We start from the raw sequence: 21,670 nt of genomic DNA, 5'->3' as shown, positions 1-21,670 counted from the left end.
GATTTTCTCTGTGGGAAAATCCAATGTTAAAAGAATGAATTTATCAAAGGGATAACTATGTCTGTAAAAAACTGGGTAACAGGATTTGCGCGTATCGGCGAGCAGCGAGAGCTCAAAAAAGTACTCGAAAAATATTGGAAAGGCGAAACATCTTTCGACGAAGTGATCGAAGTTTCCGACATGCTGAAAAGTCGCCACTGGAACTATCAAAAAGTTGCCGGAATTGAAGCGATCGGTATCAACGATTTTTCTCTTTATGACCAGACACTCGATATGATCGAGATGCTTGGCCTAACACCGGACCGTTTCAAAGATATCGGTGACAAAACGGCACGCTATTTTGCGATGGCCCGTGGTGACAAAGAGCATACGGCGATGGAGATGACGAAGTGGTTCAACACCAACTACCACTACATCGTACCGGAGCTTCGCAGTGGTATGGACTACAGTATCGATATCTCCAAAATCATTTCCGAATTTCAGGCAGCCAAGGTGGAAGGTTTCACACCGAAGATCAATATTATCGGACCGTTGACGTTCCTTGGAAATGCCAAACGTGTCGATAGTAACGACCTGGATGCAATCGGGCTTTATAACGAAATTCTTCCGGCGTATACCGCACTTTTCGAAGAGCTAGCGAAACTTGACGATCATATGAGGATTCAGATCGACGAACCGATCCTCGTAACCGACAAAGCGACTGAACTTCTACTTCTGGTTAAAGATGCCTATATAAAACTTGCGAACGCAGCCGACAATCTCGAACTCTATGTCGTGACCTATTTCGACCACGCCAAAGAGGCGGTGGCGCAGCTGCTGCAGACGCCGATCAAAGGGATTGGACTCGATTTCGTGCATGGCACAGACAACTTTGAAGTTCTGGATCAAATCGCTGAAAGCGGCAAGAGATTGATTGCCGGTGTCGTTGACGGAAGAAACATCTGGATCAGCGATATCGAGAAGAAGGTCGCTTTCTTGAATGAAATCGCTCAAACCGTTTCAAAAGAGCGGATTGTCGTTTCGACCTCTTGCTCGCTTCTGCATGTGCCTTACACGCTCAAGTACGAAGAAAAACTGGATGCACAGATCAAATCCTGGCTGGCATACGGTGTTGAAAAATTGGATGAGTTGCATCTCATTACGAAACTCTTCTTCGAAGGTGCCGAGGCACTGAATAGCGATGAAGCACTGAAGTTCGCGCAAAACCGCGAAGCGAATGCCAGCCGCAAGAGTTCGTCAATGATCCATGACGAAGCGGTTCAAAGCCGTATGAAACCCATCGACGAATTGAAAAAACAGCGTGTGGCGTATGAAGAGCGCATCAAGGTGCAGCATGAAACATTCAACTATCCGCCGCTTGCGACCACGACGATCGGAAGTTTCCCTCAAACGCCGGAAGTTCGTTCCGTGCGCCGTGACTTTAAAAATAGCGCCATCGATGAAGCAACCTATGTTGAGAAGATGAAAGGGTTTATCAAGGAGTGCGTCGAGTTTCAGGAGAGTATCGGTCTCGACATTCTGGTTCACGGTGAGTTCGAACGTAACGACATGGTCGAATATTTCGGAGAACAGCTCAAAGGTGTGGCGTTCAGCCAAAACGGATGGGTCCAAAGCTACGGAAGCCGCTGTGTCAAACCGCCGATCATTTACGGTGATGTCAGCCGCCCGGAGCCGATAACGGTGTTCTGGAGCACTTTCGCGCAGAGCCTGACCGATCGTCCGATGAAAGGGATGTTGACAGGTCCGGTGACGATCCTCAACTGGTCTTTCGTACGTGACGACCAGCCGCGTGCTGAAACCTGTTACCAGATCGCATTGGCCATTCGTGACGAAGTCGACGACCTGCAAAAAGCGGGCATCAAGATGATCCAGGTCGATGAAGCGGCATTTAAAGAGGGATACCCGCTGCGACACATCAATCGCCCGGCCTATGAGAAGTTCGCGCTCGAGAGCTTCTGGATCAGCACCAACGTTGCCGAGATCGACACACAGATCCATACCCACATGTGCTACAGCGACTTCAACGATATTATCGACACGATCGAAGCGATGGATGCCGACGTTATCTCGATCGAGACGGCACGAAGCGGCAACATCCTGCTCAAAGTCTTCAAAGAGCACGGCTACAAGAAAGAGGTAGGGCCAGGTGTTTATGACATCCATTCACCGCGTGTTCCAAGTGTTGAAGAGATCGAGAAGCAGATTCACTCACTGCTCGAAGTGCTTCCCGCCCGACAGCTCTGGATCAATCCTGACTGCGGTTTGAAAACACGCCGCTGGGAAGAGGTAAAACCAAGCCTGCAAAATATGGTCACGGCGACCAGAAATGTGCGTACATCGATTTAAAGAAAGAGCAGCACGTTGCGCGCGGTTTGTCCGCGTGCATGATGGAGAGAGAATTTCTCTACTTCGTCATCGTTCTCAGCGCTTCGTCGAAAGCGTTGACCTTTTTCATCGCTTCGATGGAAAGCTGGTTGATCGCTTTGGGTGAGAGATTGTGTTTTTTGACGAGTCTGTCCAATTTCGTAATATCGTTGTTTTCGATGACACGTACCATATTGAGGAGTTCTCCATAAACGTTTTTGCCTTCGAAGAGTGCCTCTTCGATCTCCTTGGAGACATGCAGATGGTGAAGGATTTCACGTGGCGGCCGATGGAAGATGAGGTGGATCAAGGAGAGCATTCCCACGAGATAGGCAGTCTCCAGTTTTGATTTTTCGGCATCTGGATGAATGAGTTTCAGGAGGCCTGTCATGAGTTCGGTACGGTTGATCACCATCAGGACTAGCGGGTGGTTGCCGTTCTCTTTCTGGCTCTCTTTGGCGAAGAGCATGACAAGCAGCCACTGGGAGAGCTGGTTGCGTCCAAGCAGCGTTATGAGATGTCTGACGGAGGTAACGGTCTGTCGAAGAGAAAAGAAGGGTGAGTTGATGAATCGCAAAAGCTGCAGTGTAATCGTGTGCTCGCGCTCGAACGCTTCGACGAGTTCGTCGGTTGAAGCATCGTTGCGGATAAGGTTCCAAAGCAGCAGGATGGAACCGGTCTCTGCACGGATAGGATACTCCTCCATGATTTCGGGTTCGCTGAAAAAGAATCCCTGAAAATAGTCACTACCGAACGACGCCAGTTTCTGTTGATCTTTTCGTGTTCCGATTTTTGAGCATATCGTTTTGATACCATGTTTGTGCGCATTTCCGATAATCGTTTTGATGCGATCTTCATCGAGTGCTTCATGGTCGAGTTTGATATAGGAGAAAAGTTCCAGAAGATAAGGTTCTTCCAGCGTCTGGGGATTGTGCAGATCATTGAGAGCGAACGTGTATCCGAGCTTTTTATATTTTTTCAGACTTTCCAAAAAAGCGGGGTCGCGAAGGTCTTCTTCGAAAACGGCAAAAATGAGATGCTCTTTTGGAAGTGCCTCTATCAGCGTTCTTTCCAAAAAGAGTGGTGTTATTTTGATGATGCCGTAATTGAGTCCGATGACGTTTTCGACACCGATCACATTGATCAGGTTGTTGATGGTGGTCGCGCTCATCACGGTTCCCTGGTCTACATCATCTTCCGGTCTGTTGCCGCGAAACAGAATTTCATAGGCAAAAATTCTGTTTTTACGGTCTATGACCGGTTGTCTCGCTATATAGAATGAATCCATTTTTTCTCTCTTTTGTTGTTACACATATACCCGGTTCAGGCAGGGAAGAGCCCTTCCTGTTCCGTTCTTTGGCATCAACTTTCGTATGATTCCACAAACGCTTTGATACGGTCGATTCCTTTCCGGATCGTTTCGATATCGGTTGCGAAACTGAAGCGGAAATAGCCTTCACTGCCGAAACCCGCTCCTGGTACGACGGCGATGCCCGCATTTTCCAACATCGCTTTTGCAAATTTCATGGAGTCCGGTTCGACCGCTTTGTGATTGACGAAAAGATAGAAAGCCCCTTTCGGTTGGACGACGGAGAGGCCTTCGATCGCGTTGAAGAGCCGTGTTGCTTCTTCACAACGTGCCTCGAACGCCTGTCTCATCATCTCGATATCGGCATCGGCACTTCCGTCAAGTCCTTTGATGGCAGCGATCTGGGTGATAGAATTGATATTGGATGTACTTTGGCTCTGGAGTTTTTTCATCGCTTTGACAAGCGTTTTGTCCGCAGCGGCGCAGTAGCCGAAACGCCATCCTGTCATCGCGACCGATTTACTCAGTCCGTTGATGGTCACCGTACGGTTGAACATGTCGTCGCTGATCGACGCGGTGGCGACGAATTTCGTATCGCCGTAGACAAGTTTTTCGTACATTTCGTCACTGGCGACCAGGATATCGGTCCCTTTGAGTACTTCGGCAATCGATTCCAGCTCCTCTTTGGTGTAGACGGCACCGGTCGGGTTCGACGGAGATGTGAGGATCAGCATCTTCGTTTTGGGTGTGATCGCCGTTTTGAGCTGCTTGGGAGTGATTTTGAATGCGGTTTCGTCACTCGTTTCGATAACGACAGGAATTCCGCCACTGTATTTGACGAGTTCCGGATAGGTGACCCAGTAAGGGGCGGGAATGATCACCTCGTCTCCCGGGTTGATCGTCGCTTGGAAAAGGTTGAAGAGCGATTGCTTCGCTCCATTGCTCGCGATGACCTGGTCCATACCATACTCGAGGCCGTTGTCACGTTTCAGTTTTTCTATGATCGCCTCTTTGAGTTCGGGGATACCGTCGACGGCGGTATATTTTGTAAAGCCCTCCTCGATCGCTTTGATTGCCGCATCCTTGATAACCTGTGGAGTATCGAAATCGGGTTCACCGGCAGAAAATCCCAAGACATCTTTCCCTTCGCGTTTAAGCTGCTGGGCCAATGCCGTTATCGCCATCGTCAAAGATTCGGAGAGGACTTGTATTCTGTCAGAGAGCATGCATTACCTTTTTTCTTTTCATTTTATCCAATTTTGGTTTAATTGCTATAATAAGTGATGGATAAATTTATGAAAATGGCGATCGAAGAGGCCAAAAGAGGGATCGAAGCGGGTGAGGGCGGGCCGTTCGGTGCCGTCATTGTAAAAGATGGCGAGGTGGTGGCAAAAGGCCATAACGAAGTGGTCAAAACCAACGATCCGACGGCACATGCGGAGATCATTGCCATTCGCCGGGCGTCACGAATATTGAACGCTTTCCATCTCGAAGGGTGTGTGCTTTTCGTTACGGGTGAGCCGTGTCCCATGTGTTTTGCTGCAATCCATTGGGCTCATATCGAAAAGGTGGTCTATTGCAATACGAAAGCGGACGCGGCGGCGATCGGGTTTGACGATGCGTTCATTACCGAGATTATACTCGGCAAACGAAGCGATCCGGTGCTTTTTGAACATCGTCCTGATGCGACGTGTCAAAGGCTTTTCAAGCGATGGTACGAGAACCCAGATAAAGTGCTCTATTAGAAGCTATTGTTTCATCGATTTCAAAAAAGCTTCGTAGATTTCGTCGAGTTTTTTATCCTCTTCGAGAAGTTCTTTGTGTTCGGGAGCGAGAATATGTTCGATAACGGCGACACGTTTGAGGAGATATTCGAAGAGTTCCTTGTCGATATCGGGCAGTTTGTTGTGGCTGAGCGGACTTTTATCACGTCCTTTGGTTACGACTCGGGCGGGAATGCCGATGGCGGTCGATTCGGGTGGAACAGATTTGACGACGACCGAGTTGGCACCGATTTTACTGTTGTAACCGATTGTGATGTTCCCGAGAACTTTGGCGCCCGCACCGATTACGACACCACTTTCGATCGTCGGATGGCGTTTCCCGGGATCAAGTGAAACACCACCGAGCGTGACACCCTGATAGATCGTGACATCGTCACCGACAATCGTCGTTTCACCGACCACGACACCGATACCGTGGTCGATAAAGACGCGCCTTCCGATCGTCGCGGCCGGGTGGATGTCGATATTGGTAAAGAGCTGGGAGATTCCCATCCAGATCCGTGCGATCAGGCGCATTCCTTTTTTGTGCAACCAGTTTGCGATGCGGTAATTCGCGATCGCCCAAACACCCGGATAGTTGAACATAATCTCGACACGGGAGTGTATTGCCGGATCACGCTGGTAGACGCTGTTGATATCTTCGATGATGAGTCGAAAGAGAGAAGGCACCGTTATGCTCCTTCCGAAAAGTTGATGGTTCTAAGATAACCATTTTCACTTAAGTATAGGTAAAGTTCTCCAAGTATCTCTTTTCGTTCATCGTCATCGAGTGCTTCCGCCTCTTCAATCATCTGACGGATACGACGCTCTATCTCCCGGGTATCATAGTCGATATCGTCAAGCACATCGAGAATATTCTGCGCTTCGATGATATTTTCGATCGTATAGTCGCCTTCCGCATCGAAAATGATCGTCGCTTCGGTCGGGTGGGTGAAGAGGTTATGGCGCATACCGAGAATTTCCTGGTAAGCGCCCACTTTGAAAAAGCCGAGAAAATACTCCTCTGTTTCGACATCGACGTCATGGAGGTAGAGGGGATTGTCGATATTGAAAGCGATCTCGCCGTCACTGTCGCAGGTGATGTCCCAAAGACTGGCGGAGCGTGTCGGTGCCTGGTCGAGCCGGTCGAGAGGCATGACGGGGAAGTTCTGACCGAGCCCCCAGTAGTCAGGAAGCGACTGGAAGAGCGAGAAGTTGACGAGGTAGCGCTCCTGCACCCGGTCGAGGATCGCTTTGATCTCCTGGGAGGGTTTGCTGCGCAAAAGCCCCAGCGCCTTTTTGATGATGAGGTGGACAAGTGTCTCGGTGTTGGCACGATCGGTCAGGTCGATGTAGCCCAGATCGAATAGCGTGAGCAGAGATTCCATATGGTCGAGTGCGTCATGGAGATACTCCCGTGCGTTTTTCGTCGAAATGGAGCGGTAGAGGTCGTAAAGCTCCTGGACCAAAGGGGGGTTCTTCTCTTTCAGATGCAGCGTTTTCTCACTGTACTCCTGGCTGAAGAGTTCCAGTACCGGAGCGACGAGTACGGCATGATTGGCGGCGACGTAGCGTCCCGATTCGGTAAAGATTGTCGGTTCCCGTACCCCTTTGGCATCGGCGATCTCTTTGAGTAGAAAGACGACGTCGTTGGTGAACTCTTCGATGGTATAGTTTCTGGATGACCGCCCCTCCTGTTGGCTGTACTCGACGGCAAGCCCTCCACCGATATTGATGGCATGGAGATTGTCCGCTCCCATCTTTCTGAGTTCCGCATAGATGTTGCCCGCCTCGCGAATCGCTTTTTTAAGCGGAGAGATATGATTCATCTGTGATCCGATATGGAAATGGATCATCGAGAGACGTTCGGTCAGCCCGTGCTTTTTGAGCAACTCCATCGCTTCGAGCAGTTCGGTGGAGGTGAGGCCGAATTTAGAGCCGTATCCGCCACTTTTGGCCCAGATGCCGATACCTCCCGTATGGAGTCGGATACGAAGGCCGATTTTCGGCATTGGAGATCCAAGCCGTTTGGCCTCTTTGATAATCAGTTCGAGCTCGTTGATTCCTTCGATCGTAAGGGTGATGTTATGGCCCATCTTGGCGGCGAGAAAACCTATACTGATCATCTCCCGGTCCTTGAAGCCGTTGACGGTGATCGGTTTTCCGAGATTGGTGTAGGTCATCGCGAGAATCAGCTCGGCCTTGCTGCCTGCTTCGAGACCGTACTCAAGATCCGAAGTTGCCTCCATCAGCGGTATGACAAATCCCGGAAACTGGTTGACCTTCAGTGGAAACACCGCTTTGAATTTTCCTTGGTAGGCGAACTCGCGCTTGGCCCGCTCGAAATGGTCGAAGAGCATTCGTACATTCTGGGCGGCAAGGTGGGGGAACCGGAAAAAGAGAGGACCTTTGTATCCCTCTTCGCGCATCGTTCTGGTCAGCTCGACCAAAGAGGGTTTTCGGCCATGGTTCACCTTGATCACACCCTCTTCGACGATGAAATTCTCTTCACCCCATAGGTGGATGCCGTAGCTGCGTCTGGGATCAGTCAAATTGGTCGATGGCAATACGTTTCTCCTCTTTCGTTTCGAGGTCTTTGATCCATATTTCACCCGCTTTCATTTCATCCTCTCCGATGATGCCAATCCGTTTCGCACCAAGTCTATCGGCAGCTTTGAGATGCGCTTTAAGCGACTTTTTGCCGTACTCGGTATGGACCGTTTCGCTTTGGCGTTTTCTGTGTGCCAGTTCGAGGATGGTTCCGATCGCTTCGGGTTCCATGAAGCCGAGATAGAGGCCTTGGCGACCTTTTTCCGGCATTTCGACGAGCTCCATGATGCGCTCGATTCCCAGTGCGAAGCCGACGGCCGGTGTCGGCTTGCCACCCAGGAATTCGACGAGACGATTATAGCGGCCGCCGCCGGCGATGGCGCTCTGTGCACCGATTTCGCTGCTGACAAACTCGAATGCGGTTCGCGTATAGTAGTCGAGTCCGCGGACCAGTTTGGGGTCGAGCTCGAAGGGGAGTTTGTGCGATTTCATCAGCCCGATCAGCGTGTTGAAGTCGCTGTCGCACGATTCGCAGAGGTTCTCTACGATGACCGGCGACACTTTCAAAAGGGCCTGGCAGCTGTCGACTTTGCAGTCGAGCACACGGATCGGATTGGTCTCGATTCGCCGCTGGCAGTCTTCGCACAGACCGTCTCGGATATCGTGTAGATGTTCGATCAGTTTTTCCCTGTAGCCCGGCATACACTCGGGGCAGCCGAGGGAGTTGATCTTGATCGTATAACCGATGCCGAGAGTGTCGAAGATATCTTTGATCATCAAGATCATCGTGAAATCCTCAAAGACACTCGGTTCGCCGAAACTTTCGCAGCCGAACTGGTGAAATTCTCGCAGTCTCCCTTTTTGGGGCCGTTCGTAGCGGAACATCGGGCCGTGGTAGTAGAAACGGTGGATGCCCCCTTTTTTGTCCAGTTTGTTCTGGATGAAGGCGCGGACGACGCCGGCCGTCCCTTCTGGGCGCAAGCAGACGTCATGCCCGCCTTTGTCGATGAACTGGTACATCTCTTTTCCGACGATGTCGCTGCTCTCACCGACGCTTCTTTTGAAAAGCGACGTCTCTTCCAACAGCGGCGTCTCGATGTAGTCGTATCCATACCGCTTGGCGATACGGCTCGCCGTTTCGATAATGTAAATGAACCGTTCATTATCCGAAGGTAAGATATCTTTCATTCCGCGAAGCGCTTGAATCATGTCTGGCTATCCTTGATTGATATAGTCGATAAGTTGTCGGGTGATGGTGTCCACAGGGGCCGTGGCGTCGACGAGAATATACTCGATACCGAGAAGGTCGACGAGCTCTTCCATCGTTTTTTGTACCTCCATCATGTAGCGGATTCCACGCATTTCGATGGCATCGCCCGTTTTGCCGCCGAGGCGGCTCCGGAGGCTCCCTTCATCGATCGTGAAGAGGATGATGCGGTCCGGAAAGAGGTTGTCGGTGGCGAACCGGTTGAGCTGCAGAAGGATGTCGACGGCGACTCCCTCGTGGACATGGGCGTAGGCGATACCGGAAAGAAACGATCGGTCGCTGAAGATCATTCGCTCAAGATTGGGACGGATGAGCGTTTCGGTATGTTCGGCCCTGTCGGCGAGGAAGAGAAGGATTTCGCTCCTGGCCGAGATGTTTCCCTCTTCCAGCAGAATCGTCCGGATCTTTTTCCCGAGTTCGGTTCCACCTGGTTCTCTGGTGACGAGCACGTCGGGAAAGTGTTTCGCAAGACGTTCGATCTGGGTGCTTTTCCCGACGGTGTCGATTCCCTCGAAGGCTATATACATGGAACTACTCTTTGCATTTGATCGACGTTTCGATTATCGCGTTGACCTGCGGTGGGAGCAGATGGGCACAGGAAGCGTCGTGTTTCAGGATGGAGCGGACGACCGACGAACTGATGAAGGCGTTCTCGAGACTCGGCATCAGATAGACCGTTTCGATCTCCGGCGCGAGCGATGCGTTTGCGTATCCCATCTGGAGTTCATACTCGAAATCGCTTACGGCACGCAGGCCGCGAATGATGATAGTGGATTCCATCTGGCGGCAGAAGTCGACCAGTAGGTTCGAAAACCCTTCCACCTTGACGTTGTCGAGCGACTTGCAGGCCGCTTTCGCCATCGCGATGCGCTGAGCGTGTGAAAACATCGGACCTTTTTCACTCGATTTGGCGACGGCGACGATGATTTCGTCGAAAAGGTGCGTCGCACGGATGATGATATCCATATGGCCGTTGGTTATGGGGTCGAAAGTCCCGGGGTAAATAACGCGTTTCATGCTTCCTCGATTTTCCAGCGTTTGTAGAGATTGTGGTTGATGCCCAGCAGGTCGAACCATTTGCCGATGATGAAGTTTTCCATCTCGTCGACCGTTTCGTGGTCGCTGTAGTACCCCATGATCGGCGGGGCGATGATGACCCCAAGGCGTGAAAGCTTCAACATATTCTCCAGTGCGATGGCACTCAGCGGTATTTCGCGGGGTGCTAGAAGAAGCGGACGGTTCTCTTTGATCATCACGGCCGCCGTACGGGTGACGAGATTGTCGGCGATACCGCAGGCGATCTTGGCGAGAGTGTTCATGCTGCAGGGGGCTATGATCATCGCCTCGCTCGGAAAAGATCCTGAAGCGATCGGTGCGGCGATGTCGCTGTTGCGGTAGAACCGGACCGATTCGTGCTTGATCACCTCTTCAGCATTGTCGGAGATGATGAGATAGGGCGTGACATCGGAGGGAAACTTTTCGATCATTTTCAGTCCGATCTGCACACTGCTGGCACCGGTTATGGCTGTCACCACTCTCATTGAATCTCCACAGTTTTTTTCTCTATCACTTTGCCGCGAAGCGCTTTGCCGTCCGATTTCTTGATCAAGATCGTCTCTCCGATTGAGCCGTTTTGCATGGCAGTTCCCTCGAATTCGATACGCACCGCCCCCTCTTTGTAGAAACAGCGTACGCGCTGATGTTTGAAAACGGCCGGAACTTCCGCAACCATCGACTCGATAATCACTTTCCCTTTGGGAATATGCTGTCTGGCGATCATCTCACCCGTACCGATATGGGTAACAGGCGGAGCGTAGAACTTTTCAAAAGGCACCTGCGTCACAGTCACATCCGATGAATCGATTATTTTATCTTTTTTTATTTGATGATTGGCTTTATAGACACCGATTACGCCGTCAAGACTATATTGGAAAAAGTGGCGGGATTTTCCGCATTTGACGACGAAGGTTCCTTTTTTCTTTCGCAATGCCCGTTTCGGAAGAGAGATGTCGCAGGAAGGAGAGAGTGTGAAATCGTCGATTTTCATACTTGTGGGTTTGATGATGAGCGAGTGGATTCGAAGGGTGGGATAGGCGTCAAGATAGCGTTTTTCAACGATTTTCTGAAGCGCTGGATAGCTTTTTCCAAGATGCCGTTCGAATGTGATCATACTCGAAGTGATTTCGATATCGTCGATCCCTTTTTCTGCGAGGGCAGCTTTGAGTTTGAAGGCGGGAACACGCCATTTGTAGCGTGTTTTCGGTAGTTCGATGAGACATCCGGGGTCGTCGCCGATTCCGAGCGCCTGAAGCGTGATACAGTTTGAGTGTATGAGATAATGTTTTTCAAGCTTTGGTGTTTCTGAATGAAGAGGGATAACGAAAAATAGGAAAAAAGAAAAAAAGAGAATGGAGCGGGAGACGGGGGTCGAACCCGCGACCCCAACCTTGGCAAGGTTGTGCTCTACCACTGAGCTACTCCCGCTTCGAAATGTTGCAGATAACAGAATGGTACCGAGGGCCGGACTCGAACCGGCACGGGCTAATGCCCACCAGATTTTGAGTCTGGCGTGTCTACCAGTTTCACCACCCCGGCTTCTGGCACCTTTTTGTATCACTGGCGGAATTTTAGTGAGACAGAGCTTAAATGCCGATTAAAAAATAATCGGCATCTCGATTCTGAAGCTATTTTGCGACAGCCTCTTTGAGTTGCTTGCCGACTTTGAATTTGACAGCGCGTGTTGCAGGAACTTCCACGATGCGGTCTGTACCCGGGACTTTCGCTTTGCGTGCCGCACGCTCGGCGGTCGTAAATGTACCGAATCCGATGAAACTCACACTTTTACCTTCTGCAAGCGCTTCCGTGATAGTTTCGAGTGCAGCGTTGAGTACCGCTTCGGTATCTTTTTTGGACAATCCCGCTTTTTCGGCGACTGCTTGTACAAATTCAGCTTTTTTCATAGAGCTATCCTTATATGAGATTTACGTGTTCATTGTACTATGTTTTATTTCAAAATGCAAGAAAAGTTATAAAAAAACTTAACGAAATCCCGCTATTACCGATATTGTTTACAATAATTTAAAGAGGAACTCAATTTGCTTGCAATGTATGGTACAGTTTTGAATAACATGGAAAGGTCATGATGCGTATTACCCAGAACAATTTTTTCAATACATTTGTTTCAGACCAGCAGAATATCAAAGAGCAGCTCAACAGACTCAACCAGCAGATCTCTTCGGGGATGAAGATAAAGTATGGCTATGAAGATCCGTCGGTCTTTACCGATACGTTGAGACTCGATTATGAAGAGCATACGCTGACACAGGCTGTCGATGTCGCGACCGATGCGCAGAATTTCGCCAACAACACCGACAGTGTCATGTTTCAGTTTACCGATGCTTTGACACGTTTCAAAACATTGCTGATTCAGGCCGCCAACAGTTCCAATGCCGACAGTAACTACTATGCCATCAGCAACGAGCTGAAATCTCTGAAGGAGCATTTGGTCAATCTGGGAAACAGTTCGATCAATGGACGCTATCTCTTTTCAGGCAGTGCGCTCGATGTCAAGCCGCTCGATGAAAAGGGAAACTATTACGGCAATGGAGACTCTATCAAAGCGGTGGTGGGTGCCGAAGTTGAAGTTCCCTATAATATTCCGGGAGAGGAGCTTTTTCTGGGAGAAGATGGCAATGTCAGCAGAAAAGTCACGACAAATATTCCTTTGGCACGGTTTGATTCACAAGAACCGGTGACATTGGATACTACGATCGAAGCGTTGACAGGCAACACGGACGATTATGATTTTATCATCCATGGGCGCAAAAGTGACGGGGCGGTTTTTTCCGACACCGTCACACTCTCTTCGCAGAAAACCGTTAAAGATATCATGGATGCCGTTGCCAATGAATATGGCAGCGATTTGGTGAATGTCGGACTGGTAAACGGCTATATCAATGTTACAGACAAGTTCCAAGGAAGCAGCCTGCTCGATTTTCATCTGTTTGCGCGAAGCAACACCGATCCTTCGAACCCCACAAAGAGGATCGAATTTATCAAAAGTGAAAATGTAGGGGCCGATGTCTATGATCGAGCCCTTTTTGCAAAGATAGACACTTCAAGATTTCGTGCGAATATGCCGCTTACGCTCGTGCAGGATGCAACCAACGGAACGGATGCAAAAAAAGGTGAGTATGCGAAAACCAATACGCTTTTGGCGGATCTTTCAACCGCGACCTCCCTGGAGGGAAAGTCGGTGACCCTCGAACTCAATGGCACTCCAACCACGATCGATATCCACGATACGACGACGATTCAGAATTTGCTCGATACGATCGATGCAACGATCAACAGTCCGGATGCAAGAGCGGTGCTGGATGATCAAGGCAGAATCGTAGTCGAAAATCTCAACGGAAGCGATACTGTCACGGCGTTCGCTCTCTATTCCGATTCGACACCTCCGGATCTGCTTTTCAATACCAATGACGCCTTGACGATCGACGACCCCAAACACGATCTTTTCGCTGCACTTGACGAGGCGATCGAAGCGGTCGAAAACGGCTTGTTGTATCCGGATGGGGAGAATCTAATCAATCCCAGAAATCCCGGCATAGAAAATGCATTGGCGCGTATCGATCATGTGATGGAACATGTGAGCAAAGAGCACACCAAGATCGGGGCGATGTCCAACAGTCTCAAATATTCCGTCGAACGGAGCGAAACACTCAAAATCAATATACAGACACTACGTTCGGAAGTTCTCGATACCGATATCGGCGAAGCGACGATGAAACTGAACCAACTCAGTCTCAATTTCCAGGCGATGTTGGCATCGATCGCCAAAATCCAGAATATTTCACTGGTTAATTATCTTTAACTGTCTTGCATAGGAATTGGAGGATGGGATATAATCACTCTCTTAAATTCGCAGAGTTGCACAATATTCTCTATGCAGAAGGAAACGACCATTTTTAAAACGGCTTTTTTACTGACAATCGCAATCTTCTTCATTTACGGGGCCATCGCGACATTCCTGCCGCAAAGCGGGATGGTCGGCTCACTCGGTACTTATATCGGTACGCATAATCTGAAGCTTTTTGGTTATCTCGGGTATGTCGATTTTATCTTCATGCTCTATCCGCTTTATCGCCTCTACAGATTGAAGCGATTCGAAGATTTCGAAATCGAGAGTTTTTCGGCATGGCTTCTGTTTCTTTTCTCTTTGCTCATTCTGCAGGCACTTTTGGTCAACTCCCCTATGGATGGTTGGATCGGAGGAAGTATCGTTGGATTCTTGCATCCGTTTATCGGAGATGCAGGCGTTTGGCTTTTCTGGCTTATGACGGTGACACTCTCAGGGGTCATTCTTTGGGGTGAGAAGATTCACTGGAGAATTTCGGATATCAAGGCCATGATACAGGATGATGATTCGGCCCCTGCCGTCGAAATCGCCAAACCTTCACGAAACCGTTCTGCACCAGAGAAAGAAAAAAGTGAAGACGAAGGGCATGCGTCCGGGAGAATGGAAAGGGAGCCGGAGGGTATCGTGCCCGAACGGGAAAGTTTGTCGCAGGATGGCCGTTCCCTTTCGGATACGGAACTGAAGGAAGCGGACAACGAAGAGAAAACTTCACAACCGCAAACTGCCCCGTCCAGAACGGAACACGCTCCCATCGAGATTGTTCAGGAGATCGAAGAGAATAAAAAACTGTTGGCTCAAATCGATATCGGAGAGCAGGAGAAACCGAAAAACTTCAAGCTCCCGAAACTCGATTTTCTCCAAAAACCGCCCAGGCGCACCCGTGAAGTCAATGAAGCGGAAATCGACGCAAAAATCAGCGATCTTCTGGAAAAATTGGCGAAATTCAAGATCGAAGGGGATGTGGTCCGTACCTATGCGGGGCCGGTGGTCACAACATTCGAGTTCAAACCTGCAGCCCATGTAAAAGTTTCCAAGATTCTGAACCTTCAAGATGACCTGGCGATGGCACTGCGTGCCCAGACGATCCGCATTCAGGCGCCAGTACCCGGGAAAGATGTGGTGGGCATCGAGATTCCGAACAAAGAGGTCGAGACGATCTATCTGCGGGAGATTCTTGAAGACAGCATCTTTAAAAAATCGAAATCGCCATTGACAATCGCCCTTGGCAAGGATATCGTCGGAAAACCTTTTGTGACGGATTTGAAGAAACTTCCCCACCTTCTCATTGCGGGGACCACCGGCAGCGGAAAGAGTGTCGGGATCAACGCGATGATTCTGAGTCTTCTTTACAGAAACTCTCCCGACCAGTTGCGCCTTATGATGATCGATCCGAAAATGCTCGAATTTTCGGTTTACAACGACATTCCCCATCTGCTGACGCCTGTCATCACCCAGCCGAAAAAAGCGATTACCGCTCTTTCGAATATGGTTGGAGAGATGGAACGGCGTTATCAGATGATGAGTCAAACACGCACCAAAAACATCGAGACCTACAATGAAAAAGCAAAAAAAGAGAAGCGCGAACAACTGCCATATATCGTCGTCGTGATCGACGAATTGGCCGATTTGATGATGACAGGTGGAAAAGATGTCGAGTTTTCGATCGCAAGGCTTGCTCAAATGGCGCGAGCAAGTGGTATCCATCTTATCGTCGCGACACAGCGTCCGAGTGTCGATGTCGTCACGGGGCTCATCAAAGCCAACCTTCCGTCGCGTATCAGCTACAAAGTCGGGCAGAAGATCGATTCGAAAGTGATTCTCGATTCACTGGGGGCCGAATCGCTGCTCGGGCGCGGCGACATGCTCTTCACGCCTCCTGGCGGAGGGGGGCTTATTCGGCTCCATGCACCCTGGAGCAGCGAAGAGGAGATAGAGAAGATCGTCGAGTATCTCAAGGCACAACGTCCTGTCGAGTATGACGAGCATTTCCTGCAGGAGAGCGATACCGAAGGAGGTATGGGAGGAAGCAGTGGTACCGTAGACGATATCGACCCGCTTTTCGAAGAGGCGAAGCAGATCGTACTGAATGACAAAAAGACGAGTATCAGTTATCTTCAGCGCCGACTTCAGATAGGGTACAACCGGGCAGCCCGTATCGTCGAGCAGCTCGAGAGTATGGGCATCATCTCCGCCCCGAACGCCAAGGGGAACAGGGAGATTATCGGCGGCTAGCCGAGACAGGTTATTTTTAAGCGCACGCTTCCTCTGTTGTTGCCGTAAAAGTTCCAGGCATCGTTGGCGTAGGTGAAGAGGTAGCCTCCTTTTTTCGGCGTATGTTTGCACTTTTTGCCGATTTTAAAAGTTTCGTGCCGTCCCAGTGTCCCGTCTTTTTTCGGATTGCCGCCGTTGGCGATCGATCCCACAAGTGCGAACCATGGGATCTTCTCTTCCCGTCTGCTTCCGATAAAGTCGGCCGCTTCGTTTTTGGTCACCTTTTTATAGAGTTCTTCGATCTTTCCCCATAACGTTCCTGCCATATGGAAAATCTCTTCGATATAAAAATGGCCGTCATCGGCTCCTTCCGGCCCGCATTTTATATTTCGGTCCATCCATTGTCCCGAGGCCTCGAATTTGTACGTTATCTTCGCCTCGAGATAGATACCGGTTTCGTTCCATGGATCGAGGGCGTAAACAGGGATTTCGATACTTTCTCCCTTTTTCAAAAACCGTGTTTCATGGTAACCGGTCTGATCGATTGGAGGGTTGGATTGTCGAGCGATCGCGGAAGGGTGAAGGCTCTTTTTGAGACTTTTGGGAACGATGGGCGGCATGCTTCTTGGCATGGAGCGCATATGCTTGAAAATCCCCGTCTGTGAATCGTAGAGAATTCCGTGAATGTCGGGTTTGATCTGTTTCACCATCTCTTTTTTGAAATTGATGCCCGCTTCTCGCGCCTCTTCTATCATCCACTGGAGGGCGATATCCGAAAGACCCGTATCGACATATCCACCTCCGACATTGGCGTGTACCCCCGGGAACCACAACTCTTTGGCATCGTTGTGTTCCGATATATTGTTCCAGCAAGTCGGCGAGAAGCTGGCGCGTTGTTCGTCGATCGCGACGGCGTGGCGGCCGTGCAGAACATGGGCGCCGAGTTTCGTATCGTGGAAATTGTATTTTTTGACCGAATCGAGCAGATTGAGAATGGCCATGTTGTTGGGAATACCGAGTGCTCCTACCGTATCCCAAACTCCCAGAAAATGGATGGGAATGGCTTTTTTCTCTTTTTCATTCTTGTGGAAGTTCCATCCGGAGGACCACTCCGAACGCTTCTTCCTTTTTCTGTAGCCTTCTTCGTATGCTTTTTGCACCCGTTCCCACAACGTTTCATCCGGAAGATCCGTCAGGTCGAGCAGCCCGCATGCGGCGATCATGCCTGCAAGGCTTCTTACCGTGTAGGCACCTCGGCTGAATCCGAAGAGAAAAATTCTGTCCCCCGGTTCGTAATGGACACAGAGCCATTTGTAGGCACTTTTGATGTTTTTTCCGAGTCCCACACCGACCGCACCACCGGCCATTTTCTCCCACCACGTGCCATCGGTTCCGACACCGGGGTGATAGTAGCGCAGTTGTTCGATACCGTTTTTGTCGCTTTTGGCTATGGAATTGAAGATTCTGACGACATTTGTGGGTACCGGAATGTCATGCTCTTTTTGTTCGGGTGTATTCCATGTGCCATCGGCACAGACGACAAGGTTTCTCATGCTTTTTCCTTTTTGCTTCAAGCCTAACATATGTTTGCTTTGAACAAATAGAGTTAATTTTGGATTTTATATGGTCACGAGATTCGTTAGGCGTTACCATTCAACACATTCGAAAAATTATGTGTTACATAAAGTTACATGGTATAAAAAAAATTACGACTCTTTGATAAAATGACTGAAACCAAACCATACGAAGGAGAAATAATGGGTTTTATGGCCGATTATGAAAAGCATGTCAAAGAGCGCGAAGCGCTGGGTGTTCCTCCGCTTCCGCTCACTGCAGAGCAGACGGCGCAGGTAATCGAACTGCTCAAGGAGATTCCGATCGTCGAAGAGGAGAAGCTTCTGGACCTTCTTGAAAACAGGGTACCGCCGGGCGTCGACGATGCTGCCTACGTCAAAGCGGCTTTCTTGAACGATATCGTCCAGGGCCATGCGAAGACGGCGGCCATCTCTCCACTCCGTGCCGTCAAAATGCTCGGCATGATGCTGGGCGGTTTCAACGTCAAACCCCTGGTCGACGCACTCTCTCACGAAGATGCCGAAATCGCACAGGAAGCGGCCAACCAGCTGAAGCATACGATGCTGGTCTACGACGCGTTCAACGATGTCAAAGAGCTCGCCGACAACGGCAACAAATATGCCAAAGAGGTTCTCGAAAGCTGGGCGAACGCCGAGTGGTTCCTGAACCGTCCCGAACTTCCGGAAGAGATTACCGTCACGGTCTTCAAAGTTCCCGGCGAAACCAACACAGACGACCTCTCTCCGGCCAGTGAAGCCTTCACGCGAAGCGATATCCCGCTTCACGCCAACAGTATGCTCGTCGCGAAGATGGAAGACCCTATCGGAACGATCAAAAAACTGAAAGAGAAGGGCCATCCGGTCGCCTATGTCGGTGACGTCGTCGGTACGGGTTCTTCACGTAAATCGGGTATCAACTCCGTTCAGTGGCACCTTGGCGAAGATATTCCGGGCGTTCCGAACAAGCGTACCGGCGGTGTCATTATCGGGAGTATCATCGCACCGATCTTCTTCAACACGGCGGAAGACTCCGGAGCGCTTCCGATCGAAGCACCGGTCGACAAGCTCGAAACGGGCGATGTCATCACCATCAAGCCATACGAAGGCAAAATTCTCAAAGACGGTGAAGTGGTCAGCGAATTCAAACTCAAGCCCAACACGCTTCCGGACGAATACCGCGCCGGTGGACGGATTCCGCTCATCATCGGCCGCAATCTGACACGCAAAGCGCGCGAAGCGCTCGGCATGGGCGAAGAGAATATCTTCGCACGCCCGGAACAGCCGGAAGGCAAAGAGGGTGTGGGCTATACGCTCGCACAGAAAATGGTTGGAAAAGCGTGTGGTATGGAAGGGGTTCGTCCGGGGATGTATGTCGAGCCCGAAGTCTCCACAGTGGGCAGTCAGGATACGACGGGCCCGATGACGCGCGACGAAATCAAAGAGCTTGCGGCACTGAGTTTCGGTGCCGACCTCGTCATGCAGTCGTTCTGTCATACGGCAGCCTATCCGAAACCGGCGGACGTCAAGCTTCAGCATACGCTTCCCCCTTTCTGGACGAGCCGCGGCGGCGTGATTCTTCGCCCGGGTGACGGTATTATCCATAGCTGGCTCAACCGCATGGTCCTACCCGATACAGTCGGGACGGGTGGCGACAGTCACACTCGTTTTCCTATCGGCATCAGCTTCCCGGCGGGTTCCGGCCTCGTCGCGTTCGCGGCGGTTACCGGTACGATGCCTCTGAATATGCCGGAGTCGGTTCTGGTTCGTTTCAAAGGGGAGTTGCAGCCCGGTATCACGCTGCGTGACCTCGTCAACGCGATTCCCTATTATGCGATCAAAGAAGGACTTCTGACCGTCGAGAAGAAAGGGAAGAAAAACATCTTCGCCGGCCGCGTTCTCGAGATAGAAGGGCTTCCGTTCCTCAAGTGTGAGCAGGCGTTCGAACTCTCCGACGCTTCCGCGGAACGAAGTGCGGCGGCATGTACCGTCAAACTCGACAAAGAGCCGGTTATCGAGTACATCAATTCGAACATCAAGCTGCTCGAAGCGATGATCGACAATGGATACGAAGACAAGCGTACGATACAGCGTCGAATCGACAACATGAAAAAATGGCTCGAAAATCCGACTCTGATGGAAGCGGACGAGAACGCGGAGTACGCCGCGGTCATCGAGATAGATTTGAACGAAATCAAAGAGCCGATTGTCGCTTGCCCCAACGATCCCGACGATGTAGCTACTCTGAGCGAAGTGTTGGCGGATCCCAAACGTCCGAAAAAGATCGATGAAGTCTTCGTGGGCTCTTGTATGACCAACATCGGCGTCTTCCGCGCTTTGGGCGAGGTGCTCAAGGGCAAAGGGCAGGTTCCGACACGCCTGTGGGTCGTACCGCCCACGAAAATGGATGAGAAGGAACTCATCGAAGAGGGATACTACGCCATCTATGGCCAGGCGGGTGCACGCACCGAAATCCCCGGATGTTCACTCTGCATGGGTAACCAGGCACGTGTTCACGACAATGCGATCGTCTTTTCGACATCGACACGAAACTTCGACAACCGCCTGGGAAAAGGCGCACAGGTCTATCTCGGAAGTGCCGAACTTGCAGCGGTCTGCGCACTTTTGGGCAAAATCCCGACCAAAGAAGAGTATCTCGATATCGTTCCCAAGGCAATTGCCGGCAAAGAGGAGGATGTCTATAAATATCTCAACTTCCACCTCGTCGATAAAGAAACTCTCGAATATATGGTCAGCTAAGATCTTTACAGACCGGGCTTGCAGCCCGGTCCTTCTCCATTGGAGCCTCCATGCCTAAAAGCATACTTGCCATTTTTCTTCTGAATCTCTCTCTTTTTGCTGGAATGCTCTCTTTCGACCATATCGAAACCACACTTCTTCTAAAAAAAGAGCGTACACCGGTCAATGTCGAGATCTCTTTGGTCCTACAGGGACGCGATATCGAAGAAAACGAAATTCAGCTGATGGATGTGGTTCAGACGGCTGTTGGAAGTTTTTGGGCGGAAACTTTGGTGACCTCTTCGGGAAAAGAGCAGTTTAAAAAGATGATTATCGATCTTGCCGACAAAAAGTACGGCATTGAAGTCGATTTTGTTTATCTTCAAAATATCAAGATCGAAACATGTACATTGGAAAAGATCAGGCAAATTCTCAATAACGCCCGTCGATAAGATCGTACTCCTCTGGAATCGTACACTTTAGAAACGAATCGTCGAACGGTTCGGTTTCGACATTTTCGAAAGCGAGGGTGACACGGTTTCCCATTTCATCCGTATACTCGATCTGCTTCAATTGCCCCTTGTTATTGGTGACGATTCTGTATTCGACCCCTTCATATTCCGCATTGTATCTGTTTGGGCCACTTTTTTTGGCTTTTTTCAGAATCTTAAGCAAAGGAATCGCTTTCTCCAGTTGAAAAAGTGTTGCCTGCTCGAGCTCAGGCTCGATAATCCATGCCCGATTTTGGGTCAGACAGATAATCTTTTCAACCGGTTCTTTGTATATCCATTTGGCCTCGTTTGGAAGTCTCATCCAGACCAAACCGCGGTAGTCGAGTGTCTGGTTGTTTTCGGAGTTGACGACCGTCTGATGAAATGAAGCTCGAATCTGACCTGGAATGGAAAGCGATGCGAAGAGGGAAGATGTAAAAAGTATGTACAGGGCTGTTTTTTTCATAGATCGATTTTATAGAAA

General features: G+C 50.1%; 18 protein-coding genes and 2 tRNA genes. 6 read left to right on the top strand and 14 right to left on the bottom strand.

Annotation, left to right across the window (positions count from 1 at the left end; genetic code table 11):
* The first annotated feature begins 57 nt into the window (after positions 1–57).
* The gene (gene metE, locus QUD54_RS02560; RefSeq protein WP_286337396.1) at positions 58–2,346 is read left to right on the top strand and encodes a 5-methyltetrahydropteroyltriglutamate--homocysteine S-methyltransferase; all 2,289 of its coding nucleotides are present in this window, start codon (positions 58–60) and stop codon (positions 2,344–2,346) included.
* Positions 2,347–2,404: 58 nt separating this feature from the next.
* Here metE and QUD54_RS02555 read toward each other — a convergent pair whose 3' ends face one another.
* Positions 2,405–3,652 carry an EAL and HDOD domain-containing protein gene (locus QUD54_RS02555; protein WP_286337395.1) on the bottom strand — a complete coding sequence of 416 codons (1,248 nt, stop codon included), beginning with the start codon at positions 3,650–3,652 and terminating at the stop codon, positions 2,405–2,407.
* A 74-nt stretch (positions 3,653–3,726) separates the two neighbouring features.
* Positions 3,727–4,899: a pyridoxal phosphate-dependent aminotransferase gene (locus QUD54_RS02550; RefSeq protein ID WP_286337394.1), complete on the bottom strand. Its 1,173-nt coding sequence runs from the start codon at positions 4,897–4,899 to the stop codon at positions 3,727–3,729.
* Positions 4,900–4,956: 57 nt separating this feature from the next.
* Here QUD54_RS02550 and QUD54_RS02545 point away from each other — a divergent pair, with 57 nt between their 5' ends.
* Positions 4,957–5,418 (top strand): nucleoside deaminase, encoded by a 462-nt coding sequence (locus tag QUD54_RS02545; protein WP_286337393.1) that lies wholly within the window; start codon positions 4,957–4,959, stop codon positions 5,416–5,418.
* Between the two features lie 3 nt (positions 5,419–5,421).
* On the opposite strand, the gene cysE is transcribed toward QUD54_RS02545, so the two are convergent.
* The 10 genes from cysE to QUD54_RS02495 form a co-directional block, all read right to left on the bottom strand.
* The gene (cysE, locus tag QUD54_RS02540; RefSeq protein WP_406600582.1) at positions 5,422–6,132 is read right to left on the bottom strand and encodes a serine O-acetyltransferase; all 711 of its coding nucleotides are present in this window, start codon (positions 6,130–6,132) and stop codon (positions 5,422–5,424) included.
* Positions 6,129–8,003 (bottom strand): biosynthetic arginine decarboxylase, encoded by a 1,875-nt coding sequence (gene speA / locus QUD54_RS02535; protein WP_286337391.1) that lies wholly within the window; start codon positions 8,001–8,003, stop codon positions 6,129–6,131. Before speA ends, cysE begins: the two co-directional genes overlap by 4 nt.
* Complete coding sequence (gene hisS, locus QUD54_RS02530) at positions 7,981–9,195, bottom strand: histidine--tRNA ligase (RefSeq protein ID WP_286337390.1); 1,215 nt, start codon at positions 9,193–9,195, stop codon at positions 7,981–7,983. The genes speA and hisS overlap by 23 nt, the downstream gene beginning before the upstream one ends.
* Before the next feature lie 6 nt (positions 9,196–9,201).
* Positions 9,202–9,780: a dTMP kinase gene (gene tmk, locus QUD54_RS02525; RefSeq protein WP_286337389.1), complete on the bottom strand. Its 579-nt coding sequence runs from the start codon at positions 9,778–9,780 to the stop codon at positions 9,202–9,204.
* A gap of 4 nt (positions 9,781–9,784) precedes the next feature.
* Positions 9,785–10,270 carry a pantetheine-phosphate adenylyltransferase gene (coaD, locus tag QUD54_RS02520; protein ID WP_286337388.1) on the bottom strand — a complete coding sequence of 162 codons (486 nt, stop codon included), beginning with the start codon at positions 10,268–10,270 and terminating at the stop codon, positions 9,785–9,787.
* Positions 10,267–10,794 carry a UbiX family flavin prenyltransferase gene (locus QUD54_RS02515; RefSeq protein ID WP_286337387.1) on the bottom strand — a complete coding sequence of 176 codons (528 nt, stop codon included), beginning with the start codon at positions 10,792–10,794 and terminating at the stop codon, positions 10,267–10,269. The genes coaD and QUD54_RS02515 overlap by 4 nt, the downstream gene beginning before the upstream one ends.
* Positions 10,791–11,423 carry a flagellar basal body P-ring formation chaperone FlgA gene (gene flgA / locus QUD54_RS02510; protein WP_286337386.1) on the bottom strand — a complete coding sequence of 211 codons (633 nt, stop codon included), beginning with the start codon at positions 11,421–11,423 and terminating at the stop codon, positions 10,791–10,793. Before flgA ends, QUD54_RS02515 begins: the two co-directional genes overlap by 4 nt.
* A 239-nt stretch (positions 11,424–11,662) precedes the next feature.
* Positions 11,663–11,737: transfer RNA gene (locus QUD54_RS02505), tRNA-Gly, on the bottom strand.
* Between the two features lie 24 nt (positions 11,738–11,761).
* Positions 11,762–11,848 (bottom strand) — tRNA-Leu (locus tag QUD54_RS02500).
* Between the two features lie 89 nt (positions 11,849–11,937).
* Entirely contained in the window at positions 11,938–12,213 is a 276-nt protein-coding gene (locus QUD54_RS02495; RefSeq protein WP_286337385.1) for an HU family DNA-binding protein, read from the bottom strand.
* A 179-nt stretch (positions 12,214–12,392) separates the two neighbouring features.
* On the opposite strand from QUD54_RS02495, the gene flgL reads away from it, so the two are divergent.
* Positions 12,393–14,129 carry a flagellar hook-associated protein FlgL gene (gene flgL / locus QUD54_RS02490; protein WP_286337384.1) on the top strand — a complete coding sequence of 579 codons (1,737 nt, stop codon included), beginning with the start codon at positions 12,393–12,395 and terminating at the stop codon, positions 14,127–14,129.
* A 72-nt stretch (positions 14,130–14,201) separates the two neighbouring features.
* A complete protein-coding gene (locus tag QUD54_RS02485; RefSeq protein ID WP_286337383.1) occupies positions 14,202–16,406 on the top strand; it encodes a DNA translocase FtsK in 2,205 nt (734 codons plus the stop codon).
* Here QUD54_RS02485 and QUD54_RS02480 read toward each other — a convergent pair.
* Positions 16,403–17,938: a DUF2235 domain-containing protein gene (locus tag QUD54_RS02480; protein WP_286337382.1), complete on the bottom strand. Its 1,536-nt coding sequence runs from the start codon at positions 17,936–17,938 to the stop codon at positions 16,403–16,405. The genes QUD54_RS02485 and QUD54_RS02480 overlap by 4 nt on opposite strands.
* A gap of 204 nt (positions 17,939–18,142) precedes the next feature.
* Here QUD54_RS02480 and acnB point away from each other — a divergent pair, with 204 nt between their 5' ends.
* Positions 18,143–20,716 (top strand): bifunctional aconitate hydratase 2/2-methylisocitrate dehydratase, encoded by a 2,574-nt coding sequence (gene acnB, locus QUD54_RS02475; protein ID WP_286337381.1) that lies wholly within the window; start codon positions 18,143–18,145, stop codon positions 20,714–20,716.
* Between the two features lie 50 nt (positions 20,717–20,766).
* Positions 20,767–21,147: a hypothetical protein gene (locus QUD54_RS02470; protein WP_286337380.1), complete on the top strand. Its 381-nt coding sequence runs from the start codon at positions 20,767–20,769 to the stop codon at positions 21,145–21,147.
* Here QUD54_RS02470 and lolA read toward each other — a convergent pair.
* The gene (gene lolA, locus QUD54_RS02465) at positions 21,128–21,652 is read right to left on the bottom strand and encodes a LolA-like outer membrane lipoprotein chaperone (protein ID WP_286337379.1); all 525 of its coding nucleotides are present in this window, start codon (positions 21,650–21,652) and stop codon (positions 21,128–21,130) included. The genes QUD54_RS02470 and lolA overlap by 20 nt on opposite strands.
* Between the last annotated feature and the right edge of the window lie 18 nt (positions 21,653–21,670).

The organism is Hydrogenimonas cancrithermarum, from assembly GCF_030296055.1.
GTDB lineage: Bacteria > Campylobacterota > Campylobacteria > Campylobacterales > Hydrogenimonadaceae > Hydrogenimonas > Hydrogenimonas cancrithermarum.
Note: the sequence above shows the minus strand (reverse complement) of the source record. Positions and strands in the feature narration are given on the sequence as shown.

Coding starts and splice junctions, on each gene's coding strand:
- metE (WP_286337396.1), top strand. CDS start 58: ATGTCTGTAAAAAACTGGGTAACAGGATTTGCGCGTATCGGCGAGCAG.
- QUD54_RS02555 (WP_286337395.1), bottom strand. CDS start 3,652: ATGGATTCATTCTATATAGCGAGACAACCGGTCATAGACCGTAAAAAC.
- QUD54_RS02550 (WP_286337394.1), bottom strand. CDS start 4,899: ATGCTCTCTGACAGAATACAAGTCCTCTCCGAATCTTTGACGATGGCG.
- QUD54_RS02545 (WP_286337393.1), top strand. CDS start 4,957: ATGGATAAATTTATGAAAATGGCGATCGAAGAGGCCAAAAGAGGGATC.
- hisS (WP_286337390.1), bottom strand. CDS start 9,195: ATGATTCAAGCGCTTCGCGGAATGAAAGATATCTTACCTTCGGATAAT.
- tmk (WP_286337389.1), bottom strand. CDS start 9,780: ATGTATATAGCCTTCGAGGGAATCGACACCGTCGGGAAAAGCACCCAG.
- coaD (WP_286337388.1), bottom strand. CDS start 10,270: ATGAAACGCGTTATTTACCCCGGGACTTTCGACCCCATAACCAACGGC.
- QUD54_RS02515 (WP_286337387.1), bottom strand. CDS start 10,794: ATGAGAGTGGTGACAGCCATAACCGGTGCCAGCAGTGTGCAGATCGGA.
- flgA (WP_286337386.1), bottom strand. CDS start 11,423: ATGATCACATTCGAACGGCATCTTGGAAAAAGCTATCCAGCGCTTCAG.
- QUD54_RS02495 (WP_286337385.1), bottom strand. CDS start 12,213: ATGAAAAAAGCTGAATTTGTACAAGCAGTCGCCGAAAAAGCGGGATTG.
- flgL (WP_286337384.1), top strand. CDS start 12,393: ATGATGCGTATTACCCAGAACAATTTTTTCAATACATTTGTTTCAGAC.
- QUD54_RS02485 (WP_286337383.1), top strand. CDS start 14,202: ATGCAGAAGGAAACGACCATTTTTAAAACGGCTTTTTTACTGACAATC.
- QUD54_RS02480 (WP_286337382.1), bottom strand. CDS start 17,938: ATGAGAAACCTTGTCGTCTGTGCCGATGGCACATGGAATACACCCGAA.
- acnB (WP_286337381.1), top strand. CDS start 18,143: ATGGGTTTTATGGCCGATTATGAAAAGCATGTCAAAGAGCGCGAAGCG.
- QUD54_RS02470 (WP_286337380.1), top strand. CDS start 20,767: ATGCCTAAAAGCATACTTGCCATTTTTCTTCTGAATCTCTCTCTTTTT.
- lolA (WP_286337379.1), bottom strand. CDS start 21,652: ATGAAAAAAACAGCCCTGTACATACTTTTTACATCTTCCCTCTTCGCA.